The sequence below is a fragment of the Amycolatopsis thermoflava N1165 genome (assembly GCF_000473265.1).
GTDB lineage: Bacteria > Actinomycetota > Actinomycetes > Mycobacteriales > Pseudonocardiaceae > Amycolatopsis_E > Amycolatopsis_E thermoflava.
Genome location: NZ_KI421511.1, coordinates 878878 through 893441, shown reverse-complemented (window position 1 = coordinate 893441; position 14564 = coordinate 878878). Strand labels below are relative to the sequence as shown.

Below are 14564 nucleotides of genomic sequence, written 5' to 3'. Positions count from 1 at the left end.
ATGACCGGGCCCGCGTTCGACGACCACCACCCACCTTCGGCCGATCTCCTGGACGACTGCGTGCACTGCGGGTTCTGCCTGCCCACCTGCCCGACCTACCAGCTGTGGGGCGAGGAGATGGACTCGCCGCGCGGCCGGATCTACCTGATGGGCCTGGGCGTCGAGGGTGAGCCGATGACACCGGAGATGGTGCAGCACTTCGACGCCTGCCTCGGCTGCATGGCGTGCGTGACCGCCTGCCCCTCCGGCGTCCAGTACGACAAGCTGATCGAAGCGACCCGCGCCCAGGTCGAGCGCCGTCACCCGCGCTCGCGCCGCGACCGCCTGCTGCGCCGCGCGATCTTCAGCGTCTTCCCCTACCCGCGGCGGCTGCATGCCCTGCGCGGACCGTTGCGCGCCTACCAGGCCAGCGGCCTCGGCGGCCCGGTCCGCCGCGTGCTGGGCCGCGCGTTGCCCCGCCTGGCCGCGCTGGAATCGCTCGCGCCTCCACTGGGACGGTTCCAGCGCGTCCCGGAACGGATCCGCGCGCGCGGCACGCGCCGCGGCACCGTGGGCATGTTGCTCGGGTGCGTGCAGCGCGAGTTCTTCCCCGGCGTGAACGCGGCCACCGCGCGCGTGCTCGCCGCCGAGGGTTTCGACGTCGTCGCGCCCGCCGTCCAGGGCTGCTGCGGTGCGCTCAGCGTCCACAACGGCCGCGAGGACGAGGCGCAGTCCTTCGCGCGCAAGCTGATCGACGTCTTCGACGGGTCCGGCGCCGACTGGATCGCGGTCAACGCCGCCGGGTGCGGATCGGCCATGAAGGAGTACGGCGACCTCCTCGCCGACGACCCCGCCTACGCGCAGCGAGCGCACGAGTTCAGCTCCCGCGTGCGGGACGTGTCCGAACTGCTCGCCGAGCAGGGGACGGTGGCGCGGCGGCACCCCCTCCCGGTCACCATCGCCTACCACGACGCCTGCCACCTCGCCCACGCCCAGGGCATCCGGTCGCAGCCGCGCCGCCTGCTGCGCGACATCCCCGGCCTGACGCTGCGCGAGATCCCCGAACCCGAGATCTGCTGCGGTTCCGCGGGGATCTACAACATCCTCAACCCGGGAGCCGGGGGCGACCTCGGCGAGCGCAAGGCGCGCAACGTGCTGGCCACCGGTGCGCCGCTGCTGGTCACCGCCAACCCTGGGTGCCTGATGCAGGTGGCTGCCGCGCTCGACGCTTTCGGCGAGCCCGTGCGGCTCGCCCACACGATCGAGGTGCTGGACGCCTCGATCCGGGGACTCCCGGCCGACGGGGTCGGGTGGGCGCGTTCGCGCCGGCACGCTCCACATCCGTGAGGTGATCGATGTACCGCCAGGTTCTCGACCCGGTCGCCGGGTCGCTCGCGTGGTCGTCGCTCGTCGCGGCGATCCCGCTGCTCACCCTGTTCGTGCTGCTCGGAATCCTGCGCATGACCGCGTGGCTGGCCGCGCTGATCTCGCTGGCGGTCGCCCTGGTGGTCGCGATCGTGGTCTACCCGATGCCCGCGGGGCCCGCGTTCCTCGCCGCGTCCGAGGGTGCGGCGTTCGGGTTCTTCCCGATCCTGTGGATCGTGATCAACGCGATCTGGATCTACAACATGACGGTGGCGACCGGGCACTTCGACGTGCTGCGCCGCTCGTTCGCGCGCGTCAGCGACGACCAGCGGCTCCAGGGCGTGATCATCGCGTTCTCCTTCGGTGCTCTGCTGGAGGCGCTGGCCGGGTTCGGCACGCCGGTGGCGATCACCAGCGTCATGCTGATCGCGCTGGGATTCCGGCCGATCAAGGCCGCCGCCGTCGCCCTGGTCGCCAACACCGCGCCGGTGGCCTTCGGGGCGCTGGCCGTGCCGATCACCACGCTGGCGACCGTGACCGGCCTGCCGCTGCACGACCTGTCCTCGATGGTCGGGCGCCAGACCCCGGTGCTCGGCGTGTTCGTGCCGCTCGCGCTGGTGTTCATCATCGACGGCAGGCGTGGCCTGCGGCAGACCTGGCCGGCCGCGCTCGTGTGCGGCGTGGTGTTCGCGCTCGCCCAGTTCGCCACCTCGAACTACGTCGGCGCGCCGCTCACCGACATCGTCGCCGCCCTGCTCTCCGCCGGCGCGATGGTGCTGTTCCTGCGGGTGTGGCACCCCGCCGAGTCCTATGTGGAGGGGGCCGGGGTGCGCACGACCACCGCCGGTGCGGCCGGCGCGGCAGGCACCGAGCGGGCCGGCGGATCCACCACCACCATGGAGCGCCCAGCGCGGCCGCCGACCCGTGGAGCGGGGAACGGCGGTGAGCGGGACAGCGGGGCCGAAGTCTTCCGCGCCTACGCGCCGTACCTGATCATCATCGCGGTGTTCGCGCTCGCGCAGATCCCGGCGATCAAGGACGCCCTGACGAGCGTGACGAAGACGTTCAACTGGCCGGGCCTGCACATCCAGTCCAGCAGCGGGAAGCCCTCGACGCTGTCGCAGTTCAAGTTCGACTGGCTGGACGCCGCGGGCACCCTGCTGATCATCGCGGGGTTGCTCACCATCCCGGTGATCGGCATCCGGCCTGCCCGCGCCCTGCGCGCCTACCTGGCCACCTACCGCCAGCTGGCGACGGCGATCGTCACCGTGATGGCCGTGCTCGCCCTGGCCTACGTCATGAACGCCAGCGGCCAGACCGCCACGCTGGGCACCTGGATGGCCGGTGCCGGCGGGGTCTTCGCGCTGATCTCGCCGATCCTCGGCTGGCTGGGCGTCGCCGTGACCGGCTCGGACACCTCGTCGAACTCGCTGTTCGGGGCGCTGCAGGTGGTCGCGGCCAACAAGGCCGGCCTGTCGGCGACGCTGCTGGCCGCGGCGAACTCCTCCGGTGGCGTGCTCGGCAAGATGATCAGCCCGCAGAACCTCGCGATCGCGGCCGCGGCGGTCGGGATGACCGGCCGCGAGGGCGACCTGTTCCGACGGGTGCTGGTCTGGAGCCTGGTGTTCGTCGCGGTCATGTGCCTGCTGGTGTACCTCCAGTCCACGGCGGTGCTCGGGTGGATGGTGCCCTGAGCGACGACCGCGAGACGACGGACGCGAGTCAGGACGCGCCGCCGGGATCGCCCAGCGCGGCGGTGAGTGCCGTCGCGTAGAGGCTCCACGCCAGGTACGGGGCGAGCAAACCCGCCGCAGCGTGGTCCCGGCGTGCCGCGGCCGCGATCTCCGCCGCGACCGCGGCGTCGAGCGCCGCGACGACCGCCACGGAGAGTTTCTTCTTCCGCAGCGTGAAAAACGCCGGCGGCCACGAGGCGTTCAGCGCGAGCTGGCCGGCGTGCAGGCCCAGCACCGTCGCGCCCGCGCGACGGGTCCACAGCCGCCACCCGGCGACCCCGATCGCGGCGTACAGCGTGGTCCAGACCGGTCCGAACGCCCCCGCCGGTGGCGCCCAGCCGGTCACCGCGATCCCGATCCGGTGGCATCACGCGCGATGATCAGGACGGCCGCACCGAGAGGTCGTGGTTGAACACGTCCAGCGGGTCCCAGGTTCGCTTCACCGCCTGCAGCCGCGCGTAGTTGTCCTTGTAGTAGAGCGTGTACCAGGGCACACCGGAGGTGTTGCGGTCCGGATCGGCGAGGTCGACGTCGGGGTAGTTGATGTACGCACCGTCGCTCACGTCGCCGCTCACCGGGGCCCCGCCGGTGGCCGCGAAGAGATCCTCGTAGAGCTCGCGCACCCATCCGATGTGGACGGAGTCCTCCGCCGGATCGCTCCAGGACACCGAGTACTGCGCCTTGATGATCGAGTCCCGCTGCGGGATCGCGCTCGCCGTGGGGGCCACGGCGTTGATCGCGCCGCCGTAGCTGGCCAGCAGGATCGACGCCGAGGTGCCGGCGTAGTCGGTCCTGGTCAGGTGGGAGTGGATCGCCGCGAGCTGACGGGTGTCGAAACCCCGGCGCAGATACGACGACTTGTTCTTGACCCGCTTGCCCACCCCGGCGCCGAAGTCCGCGAACCCCAGCCGGTTCTTGGCGAGCAGCCACGGCAGCGCACCGGTGCTGGAGACAGGTGTGACCCCGACGCCGTCGGTGATCGCCGCGACGAAGTCGGCCAGCAGCTTCTGCGCGTCGGAGCGGGTGCCGTCGAGCTGGACGGTCAGCGCGGGGTTGCCGGTCTTGACGTGGTTGAGCCACAGGGTCGCGAACAACGACGCGTAGGGTGAGCCGGGCGCACTGTTGGCTTCGTGCCAGCGGTTGAAGTTGCCGACGAGCCGGGTGAAGGCCGTCTCGGTCAGCGCGCTCCACGGCCAGCTGAGCTGGCTGAACAGGATCGTGGCCGGCGGCTTGGGCAGCAGTGCGGCCGGATCGGTGCCGCTCGCGCCGGGCGAGCGCAGCCAGTACCGGGTGACGATGCCGAAGTTCCCGCCGCCACCGCCGGTGTGGGCCCACCACAGCTCGTGCCGCGGGTCGGCGGGATCGGCGGTGGCCAGGACGGTGCGCGGCGTGCCGTCGGAGCCGACGACCACCACTTCGACCGCCGCGAGGTGGTCCACCACGAGGCCGAACAACCGGGACAGGGCGCCGTAACCGCCACCGCTGATGTGCCCACCCACGCCGACCTGCGGGCACACCCCGCCCGGCACGGTCACGCCCCACCCGCGGTAGAGCGTGTCGTACACCTGCCCGAGCGTCGCCCCCGCCTCGACGGCGAAGGCGTTGCGGGTGGCGTCGAAGTACACGCCGTTGTACTCGGCGAGGTCGATCACCGCGTCGACGCCGGGGTTGTTGACGAATCCCTCGAGGCAGTGCCCGCCCGAGCGCACCGCGAGACGCCGGCCCGCGCGCAGAGCCTCCCCGACGGCCTGCTCGATCTGAGTCGCCGAACCGGCCAGCCGGTAGTAGTCGGGGCTGCCGAGGAACCGGTAGTTGTATCCGCCGGTCAGGCTGGCGTACCGCGGGTCGGACGGCCGGATGGTGACCGGGCCGAAACCGGTTGCAGCGTCGGCCGCGGTGGCCGCGCCGCCCACGCCGGCGACGGCCCCCAGACTGATCGCGGCTGATCCCGCCACGAAACCCCGTCGCGTCACTGTGCCCATCGATCGACTCCTTTTCTCCCTGAACATCCTCGAGACAATGCGCCGACCCCCTGGAGAGCGGCTGGAGTTCCACTGGCGTTTCAGGACTGTTTCGACCGATCATGTTCGAAATCAGGTTCGAGCCGGCTAGCTGATCACCAGCAGCCTGTCACCGTGATCTAATTCACAGCCCAGTGGGTGAACGGAATCCTCCGGTCCATTCGGTGGGTTACTCCCGAACGCTAGAATCTCAAGGGTTTTCCAGCAACAACCCGAGGAGGCGATCGCCACTCGACGATCCGGTGTCCACTCGATCACGGGCTCACCCGACGACGGTTCGATCCAGGGGTAGATCGTCGACGGGACCGCGGGAAGAATCCACGACGCGCAGAGAGGTTTCCTTGTACGAAACGATGTGGAGAAAAAGATCGCGGCTGACACTCGGTACGGTTCTCGGAAATGGGGGATCTGAGAAATGATGAGTTACGAGGTACTCGGCCCGCTGGCGGTCAACGACCACGGCGAGGCGTTCACACCCACGGCGCCCAAGCAGCGGCAGCTGCTGGCATTCCTGCTGCTCAACGCGAACACGGTGGTGTCGATCGAATCGTGCATCGCCGAGCTGTGGGAGGACAACCCGCCCTCCAGCGCGGCGTCGACGCTGCAGACCTACGTCCTGCAGCTGCGCCGTTTGCTCGCATCCCTGCCGTCGGTCGGGTCAGCACCGTGCGCCAAGGACGTCCTGCGGACGCGATCGCGCGGCTACCTGTTGCGGGTGGCGCCCGGCCAGCTCGACGTCGACGAGTTCAACTCCTTCGCCGCCCAGGGCCGCGCGGCGCTCGCCCGGCGCGACGACGGCTGCGCCGCCCTGTTCTTCCGCCGGGCGCTGTCGGTCTGGCACGGTGAACCACTCGCCGACGTCGCGCTCGGGCCCCGGCTGCGGGCCTGGGTCGCGGGCCTGGAGGAGCGGCGGCTGGGCGCGCTCGAGCAACGCATCGAGGCGGACCTGCGGCTCGGCACGCACCACGAGGTGCTCGCGGAGCTGACCGCGCTCGTCGCGGCGCATCCCACCCACGAGAACTTCCACGCGCAGCTGGTGCTGGCGCTCTACCGGTGCGGCCGCCAGGCGCAGGCCCTGCAGGTCATCGCGCGGCTGCGGTCCGTGCTCAACACGGAGCTGGGCCTGGAACCATCGGCCCGCATGCAGCAGCTGCACCAGGCCGTGCTGACGTGCGACGCCCGGCTCGACGCGTCGGTGGAATGGCCCGAATCGGTGCTGTCGCTGGATCTGCTCGCCGAACGACGGGGCGAACTGGCCGATCTGGCGCCGGGCTTCGCCCGGTGCCTGGAAGGATCGTCCGCCTGACCACGGTGTGCCGCCCCGGGCCCCCCGGGGCGGCACACCGCTCACAACGGGATGTTGCCGTGGACGCCGCGCGCCGGGCCGCGCTCGTGCAGCGCCCGCGCGACCGCGCCGCGGGTCCGGTCCGGTTCCACGACCTCGTCGACCACACCCAGCTCGACCGCGGCGCGCACCCCGCCGGTCTCCCGCTCGTGCTCAGCCACCAGCCGTTCCTCGAGTGCCGCCCGGTCCTGCGCCGCCGCCAGCTCACGACGTCGCAGCAACCGGACCGCGGCGGTCGCACCCATGACGGCCACCTCCGCGCCCGGCCACGCGATCACGTGGTCCGCACCGAGCCCACGGCAGTTCATGGCGATGTAGGCGCCGCCGTAGGCCTTGCGCAGGATCACGCTCACCCGCGGAACGGTCGCCTCGGCGAACGCGTGCAGCAGCTTCGCCCCGCGCCGCACCACGCCACCCCACTCCTCCTTGACGCCGGGCAGATAGCCGGGCACATCCACGAGCACGACCAGCGGGATGCCGAACGCGTCGCACATGCGCACGAACCGGGCCGCCTTCTCCGCCGACTGCGAATCCAGGCACCCGCCCTTGCGGATCGGGTTGCTGGCCACCACGCCGACGGTCGCGCCGCCCAGCCTGCCCAGCGCGGTGACGATGTTGCGCGCCCAGCCGGCGTGCAGCTCCTCCGGCGGCCCGTCGAGCAGGGCCTCGACCACCGGGTGCACGTCGTAGGCCCGCCTGGCCCGTTCCGGCAGCAGATGGGCGAAGGGGCGGTCGGGTACCCGGGCGGGGTCGATCCGCCCTGGCGCGGCCAGCAGTTCCACGATCGCCGCCGCCCGCGCCAGCGCGTCGGGTTCGGATCGCGCGACGACGTGGGTGACGCCGCTGGTGCGCCCGTGCTGCCCCGGCCCGCCGAGGCTGTCCGCGTCGATCTCCTCGCCGGTGACCTCCCGGATGATCCCGGGCCCGGTGATGAACACGCGCGCCTCCGGCGCCATGATCACCACGTCGGTGAGCGCGGGCCCGTAGGCGGCCCCGCCCGCGGCGGCGCCGAGCACGACGGAGACCTGCGGGATCCGGCCCGAGGCCCGCGTCATCGCCGCGAACACGCGCGACACCGCGTGCAGGCTGCCGATGCCGTCCTGCAGCCGGGCGCCACCGGAGTGCCACAGCCCGACCACGGGCAGCCCGGCCTCCAGCGCGTGCTCGTAGGCGGCGACGATGATGTCGCAGTTGCCCGCCGACATCGCCCCGGCGCTGACCCGCGGGTCGAGCGCGAAGACCGCGCACACCACGCCGCGGAGCTGGGCGATGGCCCACACCCCGCCGTCCCGGTCGCCCCGGGGCACGACGGTGCCCGGGTCGGCGAGGGCCCCGATCCGCGCCAGCGGGGCGCGGGCGTCCTGTTCCGTTCCCGCGACGGCCGTCATCGCCGCGGCCTCACGCGCGCGCCGCCGCGTTGACGCGGTCGAGCAGCTCACGCGGCGTTTCGATCTGGTCGACGTCGTCGTCGCTGAGGCTCACGCCGTACTCGCGGGCGATGCGGGCGGCGGTCTCCAGCAGCGCGAGTGAGTCGTAACCCAGCTCGGTGAAGGGGGTGTCGAGGATCTCGGCGTCGAGGTCGACGCCGTCGTCCTCGCCCGCGGCGGAGCGCAGGATGTCCTTCAGGGCGGCGATGGTCAGTGTGCTCATGGTGCTACTCCTTGGTGTGGTTGGGTTTTCCGGGCCGGGGTGCGCGCACGAGGAGTGCCGCGTTGAAGCCGCCGCGCCCGCGGGCCAGCACGAGCGCCGTGGTCAGCGCCGCGGGACGGGCCCGGCCGACGACGAGGTCGATCTCGTGGGCCGGGTCGGTGGCACCGACGTGCACGGTGGGCGGGATGGACTGGTCGCGCAGGCTCAGCAGGGCCGTGGCGGTGTCCAGGCCGCCGGCTCCCGCGTAGAGCCGTCCGGTGCCGGTTTTCGGTGCGGTGACCGGGATTCCGCCGGCACCGAACAGCGCGGTGATCGCCGCGGCCTCGCGCCGGTCGGCTCCCGGGCGGCCGGCAGCGTCGGCGAAGACGACGTCGACGTCGCCGGGTTCGAGCCCGGCGTCGGCGATGGCCTGCCGCGCCGCCCGCAACAGCCCGTCCGCGGCCGGGTCGCGCGGGTCCGGATCGAAGGTGGCCGCGTACCCGGCGATCTCGCCGAGCACCGGGGCGCCCCGGTCGCGCGCGAACCCGGCGTCCTCCACCACGAGGATGGCACCGCCCTCGGCGGGCACGTGACCGCCGGCCTCCCGCGTGAACGGCAGGTACGCCCGCTCCGGGTCGTGCGCGCCGCTGAGGTCGCCGGTGCTGAGCTGCCCGGCCAGACCGAGCGGGCACAGGGCGCTGTCCACTCCCCCGGTCACGACCGCTGGGGTGCCCTTGCGGATCTGCCGCCGGGCCACGCCGAGTGCGTCGAGGCCGCCCGCCTGGTCGGCGACGATCGTGGCTCCGGGCCCACGCAGGCCGTGGCGGATCGAAATCTGACCGGTGTTGACGGCGTAGAACCACGCGAACGACTGGTAGGCGCTCACGTGCTGGCCGCCGAGCTGCCACAGGTGCTGCAGCTCGCGCTGCCCGAACTCGAACCCGCCCATCGTCGAGGCGGTGGCGATGCCGATGCCGAACTCGGGCGCCTCGTCGGCCGTGAGGCCGCTGCCGGACAGCGCTTCCGCCGCGGCGGCCAGGGACAGCCGGGTGCCGTGGTCGGTCTGCGGGAGCAGCCGGGACGGCACGTGCTCCGCCGGGACGAACCCGGGCACCTCGCCCGCCAGGCGCACCGGGTAGGGCGCCGGGTCGAACCGCGTGATCGGGCCGATCGCCGATTCTCCGGCGGTCGTGGCGCGCCAGTACTCCTCCGCGCCGATGCCGGTCGGCGCGACGACGCCGATGCCGGTGACCACCGCGCTGGTCATGCCGCCGTCCTTTCCGGCGCGGTGAGCACCACGGCGCTCTGGAACCCGCCGAAGCCGCTGCCGACGCTCAGGACGGAGTCGACGGTCTGTTCGCGGGCGACCAGCGGTACGTAGTCCAGATCGCAGTCGGGGTCGGGCTCGTGCAGGTTCGCCGTGGGCGGGACGACGTCGTGCTCGATCGCCAGCGCGCAGGCGGCGAGTTCGAGGGCGCCGATGGCGCCCAGCGAGTGCCCGATCATCGACTTGATCGAGCTGACCGGCACGCGGTACGCGTGTTCGCCGAGGCTGCGCTTGAACGCCGCCGTCTCGTGGCGGTCGTTCTGCTTGGTGCTGGAGCCGTGCGCGTTGACGTAGTGCACGTCGGCCGGAGCGAGCCGGGCCTCGTCGAGCGCGAGCCGGATCGCTTCGGCCATCTCCACACCGTCGGTGCGCAGCCCGGTCATGTGGTAAGCGTTGCAGCGGCTGGCGAAACCGGACACCTCCGCGTAGATCCGCGCGCCGCGGCGACGGGCGTGCTCGGCCTCCTCCACGACCAGGACCGCCGCGCCCTCCCCGAGCACCAGCCCGTTGCGGGTGCGGTCGAACGGCCGGGAGGCGTGCTCGGCGTCGTCGTTGCGCGGCGAGGTCGCCTTGATCGCGTCGAAACAGGCCAGGGTGATCGGGGAGATCGGCGCGTCGGTGCCGCCCGTGATCACGACGTCGGCGCTGCCCTCGCGGATCAGGTCGAGCGCGTGCCCGACCGCGTCCAGGCCCGAGGTGCAGCCGTCGGAGACCACCGACACCGGCCCACGCGCACCGGTCAGCCGGGCCAGCTCGACGGCCATCGAGCTGGGCACGAAGTGGTCGTAGAGCTCGCGCACGGCGTAGTCCGGGTCGACCAGCCAGTCGCGGCCGCCGTCGGAGAGCACCACGTACTCGCGTTCCATCGCGGTGGTGCAGCCCACCGCGGTGCCCAGCGCGACGCCGGTCCGCTCGCCGGGCAGCGCGCCGAACTCCAGCCCGCTGTCCTCGACGGCCTCCCGCGCGGCGACGACGGCGAACTGGGCTGCGCGGTCGAGACGCCGGATCTCCTGCGGCCCGAGCCCCGCGGCGGCCGGGTCGAAATCGACCTCCGCCGCGATCCGCGACCGGTAGGGCGAGGCGTCGAACAACGAGATCGGTGCCGTCGCGGACACACCGTCGGTCAGCTGCTTCCAGTAGGCCGGGACGCCGATGCCGCCGGGTGCGACGGCTCCGATCCCGGTGATGACTGCTCGTCTGGTCATGGCAGGAGTGCCTCACTGGTCGGGGTGGTGGTCGCGAAGATCTCCGCGACCGTGCTGGTGAACTTCGCGGCGTCGCCCCCGGCCCGCGGCGGAAGCAGAGCCAGGACGCGGGAACCGGTCGCGGTGACCGCGGGGTGCCGTCGGGCCAGCGCCGTCAGGCTCTGGCCGGGACCGGTCTCCACGAACAGGTGCCTGCCGGATTCCGCCGCCGCGGTGAGCGCGCCGGCGAAGTACACCGGGCGCGCGGGCTGGGCGGCCCAGAACGCGGGATCGGTCGCCTCGGCCGCGGTCAGGAGCTTCCCGGTATAGCCGGAGTAGACCGGCACCTTCGGCGGGGCGAGCGGAAGCCGCCGCAACGTGGGCAATGCGCGGTCGGCGTAGGGCTCGAGAACGGGGCTGTGGAAGGGATTGCGCGTACGCACCGGGCGGACGGTGATCTCGGCCGCACGCAGCCGACGCGCGGTGTTCGCCAGCGGCGCGGAGGGGCCGGCAAGCATGATCTGCCGGGCCGCGTTGACCGCACCCACGTGCACCTCGGCGTCCAGGTACGGGATGACCTCGGCGACCGACGCGGCGACGGCGAGCATCCCGCCCGGTGGCCCGTCCGCGAGCTGTGCCACCCGCTCGGCCAGTACCTCGGCGGCGTCGTGCAGCCGGAACACCCCGGCGACCACCGCGGCGACGACCTCGCCGACGCTGTGGCCGGCCAGTGCCACTGGCTCGATCCCCTCGCCACGCAGGGCGGTGGCCAGCGCGTAGCCGAGCGCGAAGAGCAGCGGCTGCGAGCGGCGCAGGTCGTCCAGCTCGATCTCCGGGTCCGTGCCGAGCCAATCCGCCCTGATGCACGCGCCTTCACCGCCCCACAGCGCGAAAACCTCGTCCACGGCCGCGCGGAAACCGTCGTGCGTGTGGTAGAGATCCACCGCCATCCCCGGATGTTGCGCGCCCTGGCCCGGTACCAGCAGGACGACCGATCGCGTCATGGCCACCTCCGTTTTTCCTTCCCGGTGACCGGATGCTGCCCGGCGCCGCTGGCGAATCGCTGGAGTCCGGGCCGGAAACGGATCAGCGCGCGTTCCACCCCGATTCCAGCGGGCAGCCCGACCATGGTCGGGCCGGCGGCACCGCGCGATCCGCCACCGCCGGACAGGGCGGCCGACCCGGTCCGCCACGAGCCGCCGGCCGTTTTCGCCACGAACGAGCGCGGCCGGCGGCTGCCGCCACGAGAGACGGGAAAGGGCACGTGCGGACCGAAGAACTCCACATCGCCGCGGTGGCGAGCGCGCTGCCGGATCGCGTGCGCACCGCCGACGCACTCGCGTCCGGGCAGTGCGACCGGCGCGTCGCCGAGCAGACCGGGATCGTGTCGGTGTCGGTGTCCGAAACCGCTTCGGCCGCCGAGCTGGCCGCCGAGGCCGCGGTGCGGGCGATGCGCCGATCCGGCGTGCCACCGGAGGACCTGCGCATCGTGCTGCACGCCGACGTGCACTACCAGGGCCACGACCTGTGGGCCCCGGCTTCGCACGTGCAGGACGCCGTCGGCGGGAGCCGGTGCCCCGCGGTGGAGATCCGGCAGCTGTCCAACGGCGGGATGGCCGGTCTCGAACTGGCGGCGCACGTGCTGCGCGGGCAGGACTCCCCCGCGGCCGCGCTGGTGACCACCGGCGACACCTTCGGGATGCCCGGGTTCGACCGGTGGCGCAGCGATCCGGGCACCGTCTACGGCGACGGCGGCACTGCCGCGGTCCTGACCAACCACGGCGGATTCGCGGTGGTGCGCAGCGTCGCGACGGTGTCCGACCCGACCCTGGAACGGATGCACCGCGGCGACGACCCGTTCGGGCGCATGCCTTTCAGCGTGCGCGCCCCGATGGATCTCGAGGTCCTCAAACGCGACTACCTGGCCTCCGCCGGGGTCGGCGCGGCGGTGCGCAAGGTCGTCGAGGGCCAGCGGGACGCGCTGACCACCGCGCTGAAGGACGCCGAGGCCGACCTGTCCGGCATCGACTGGTTCGTGCTGCCGCACTTCGGCCTGCGCCGCCTGACCGCCGGGTATCTCAAGGCCTGGGACATCGACCTGGACGCCACCACCTGGCCGTGGGGCCGCACGATCGGGCACCTCGGCGCGGGCGACCAGTTCGCCGGGCTGGAACAGCTCGTGCTCTCCGGGCGCGCCCGGCCAGGCCAGCGGCTGCTGTTCGCCGGGGTCGGTGCCGGGTTCAGCTGGTCGTGCGCCGTCGCCGAGCTGACCGCCGTGCCCGCGGAGTGGGAACCGGCGCCCCGCCACCAGCCAGACTCCAGCGGTTTTCGACCGGCCGAACCGAGGCTCGGCAGCCAGGACCACCCAGCCGGCTCTTGACAGGCCGCGCTCAGCGAAGGACAGAACACATGCGAAAGATCGCGCACAGGCGCACCGGCGCGCTCGCGCTGGCGGTCGCCGCGGCCTCGGCCCTGGCCGCGTGCTCGGCGAGTTCCACGGGCAGCACGGGCGACGCCGGCACCCCGCGTCCGGGCGGGACGCTCCGCTTCGGACTGGACTACACGCCCTCGTGCCTCGACCCGCAGCAGGCCGGGGAAGGCCCCAACCTCGAGGTCCTGGAGTCGCTGACCTACCAGGACCCGCGCTCGGGCGACATCGTGCCGTCACTGGCCTCGTCATGGGAGGTCAGTCCGGACGCGAAGAGCTTCACGTTCCACCTGCGCGAGGGCGTGACCTTCAGCGACGGCTCCGCGCTGGACGCGAGCGTGGTCAAGGACAACCTGGACGGGATCACGAAACTGGGCGCCACCGCGAGCAACTCCGGCGCCAACCTCGCCGGCGTCACCGCGGTCACCGCCCCCGACCCGCGCACCGTCACCGTTACGTTCGCGTCGCCCAACGCGCAGTTCCTCCAGGCCACCTCGACCCCGGCGCTGGCCGTGCTGTCGCGTGGCTCGCTCGCGGTGCCCGCGGCCGAGCGCTGCGCGGGCAAGATCGTCGGCACCGGCCCGTTCGTGCTGACCTCCTACACCGCCAAGCAGGAGATCGTGCTGTCCAAGCGCCAGGGCTACGCGTGGGGCCCGCCTTCGTGGCAGCACACCGGCGACGCCTACCTGGACCGCATCGAGATCAAGGTGCTGCCCGAGGCCGCCACCCGCACCGGCAGCCTGTCCTCCGGTCAGCTCGACGTGAGCAGCAACATCGCGCCCCAGGACGAGCCGCAGTTCGACGGCAACGGGTTCACCTTGCTCAGCCACAACAACCCGGGCGTGGTGCTGAGCCTCTACCCCAACGAGCGGCGCCCGGTGCTGCAGGACAAGACCGTGCGGCAGGCGCTGCAGAAGGCGGTCAACCGCCCCGAGGTGATCTCCACGTTCCTCAGCCCGCGGTACCGGGCGGCCACCAGCGTGCTGTCTTCGACCACGCCCGGCTACACCGACCTCGGCACAGCACTGGCCTACGACCCCGACGGGGCTAAGGCACTGCTGGACGCGGCGGGCTGGCGTCCCGGACCCGACGGTGTCCGCGTCCGCGACGGCGTCCGGCTGAGCCTGGACGTGATCTTCGGCAGGCCGCAGAGCCTGGAGCTGATCCAGCAACAGCTGAAGACCGTCGGCATCGAGCTGACCCTGCGGCAGCTGCAGATCTCCGAGCTGCAGTCCCAGTTCGCCGCGGGCAACTTCGACTTCTTCCTGCTCAACTCGACACGCGCCGACCCGGACGTGCTGCGCACGCTGTTCGGCCGCGCGCAGCTGACAGATGCGGACCCGCTCAAGGCGGCGCTGGCCACGCAGGCCGGATCGCTGGACCCGCAGGTGCGGCAGCGGGCCGCGGCCGACGCCCAGCGCAGCCTCGTGGAGGACGCGCACGTCATCCCGGTCAACGAGCAGGCGCTGGTCATCGGGGTGAGCGACAAGGTGCACGGGATCGGGTTCACCGCGACCTCGGGCGTCTCGTTCTACGACGCCTGGCTGTCCTGA

At 72.5% G+C, this 14564-nt stretch carries 12 protein-coding genes; 5 read left to right on the top strand and 7 right to left on the bottom strand.

All coding sequences use genetic code 11. The features are described from left to right. Together AMYTH_RS0104505 and AMYTH_RS0104500 are read left to right on the top strand one after the other, a co-directional pair. The gene (locus AMYTH_RS0104505; RefSeq protein WP_027929279.1) at positions 1–1326 is read left to right on the top strand and encodes a (Fe-S)-binding protein; all 1326 of its coding nucleotides are present in this window, start codon (positions 1–3) and stop codon (positions 1324–1326) included. Positions 1327–1334: 8 nt separating this feature from the next. Continuing rightward, positions 1335–3038 carry an L-lactate permease gene (locus AMYTH_RS0104500; RefSeq protein ID WP_027929278.1) on the top strand — a complete coding sequence of 568 codons (1704 nt, stop codon included), beginning with the start codon at positions 1335–1337 and terminating at the stop codon, positions 3036–3038. 28 nt (positions 3039–3066) lie between these two features. On the opposite strand, the gene AMYTH_RS43925 is transcribed toward AMYTH_RS0104500, so the two are convergent. Then, positions 3067–3423 (bottom strand): TspO/MBR family protein, encoded by a 357-nt coding sequence (locus tag AMYTH_RS43925; protein ID WP_228684563.1) that lies wholly within the window; start codon positions 3421–3423, stop codon positions 3067–3069. A 34-nt stretch (positions 3424–3457) separates the two neighbouring features. Continuing rightward, a complete protein-coding gene (locus tag AMYTH_RS0104490; RefSeq protein ID WP_027929277.1) occupies positions 3458–5059 on the bottom strand; it encodes an FAD-binding oxidoreductase in 1602 nt (533 codons plus the stop codon). A gap of 454 nt (positions 5060–5513) precedes the next feature. Between AMYTH_RS0104490 and AMYTH_RS43920 the strand changes: the two genes are divergently transcribed. After that, positions 5514–6404: an AfsR/SARP family transcriptional regulator gene (locus AMYTH_RS43920; protein WP_063630380.1), complete on the top strand. Its 891-nt coding sequence runs from the start codon at positions 5514–5516 to the stop codon at positions 6402–6404. Between the two features lie 41 nt (positions 6405–6445). Here AMYTH_RS43920 and AMYTH_RS0104480 read toward each other — a convergent pair whose 3' ends face one another. Genes AMYTH_RS0104480 through AMYTH_RS43915 form a run of 5 tightly spaced genes read right to left on the bottom strand, consistent with a single transcriptional unit; the run spans position 6446 to position 11587 of the window. Then, the gene (locus AMYTH_RS0104480) at positions 6446–7831 is read right to left on the bottom strand and encodes an acyl-CoA carboxylase subunit beta (protein WP_027929276.1); all 1386 of its coding nucleotides are present in this window, start codon (positions 7829–7831) and stop codon (positions 6446–6448) included. A 10-nt stretch (positions 7832–7841) separates the two neighbouring features. Then, complete coding sequence (locus AMYTH_RS0104475) at positions 7842–8093, bottom strand: acyl carrier protein (RefSeq protein WP_027929275.1); 252 nt, start codon at positions 8091–8093, stop codon at positions 7842–7844. 4 nt (positions 8094–8097) lie between these two features. Then, positions 8098–9339, bottom strand: a complete 1242-nt coding sequence (locus tag AMYTH_RS0104470; protein WP_027929274.1) for a ketosynthase chain-length factor — start codon at positions 9337–9339, stop codon at positions 8098–8100. Then, entirely contained in the window at positions 9336–10604 is a 1269-nt protein-coding gene (locus AMYTH_RS0104465) for a beta-ketoacyl-[acyl-carrier-protein] synthase family protein (protein ID WP_027929273.1), read from the bottom strand. The genes AMYTH_RS0104470 and AMYTH_RS0104465 overlap by 4 nt, the downstream gene beginning before the upstream one ends. Then, complete coding sequence (locus AMYTH_RS43915; protein WP_063630379.1) at positions 10601–11587, bottom strand: acyltransferase domain-containing protein; 987 nt, start codon at positions 11585–11587, stop codon at positions 10601–10603. The genes AMYTH_RS0104465 and AMYTH_RS43915 overlap by 4 nt, the downstream gene beginning before the upstream one ends. Positions 11588–11847: 260 nt before the next feature. Between AMYTH_RS43915 and AMYTH_RS43910 the strand changes: the two genes are divergently transcribed. Together AMYTH_RS43910 and AMYTH_RS0104450 are read left to right on the top strand one after the other, a co-directional pair. Then, positions 11848–12963 (top strand): ketoacyl-ACP synthase III family protein, encoded by a 1116-nt coding sequence (locus AMYTH_RS43910; protein WP_063630378.1) that lies wholly within the window; start codon positions 11848–11850, stop codon positions 12961–12963. A 29-nt stretch (positions 12964–12992) separates the two neighbouring features. Continuing rightward, complete coding sequence (locus AMYTH_RS0104450) at positions 12993–14564, top strand: ABC transporter substrate-binding protein (RefSeq protein ID WP_027929272.1); 1572 nt, start codon at positions 12993–12995, stop codon at positions 14562–14564.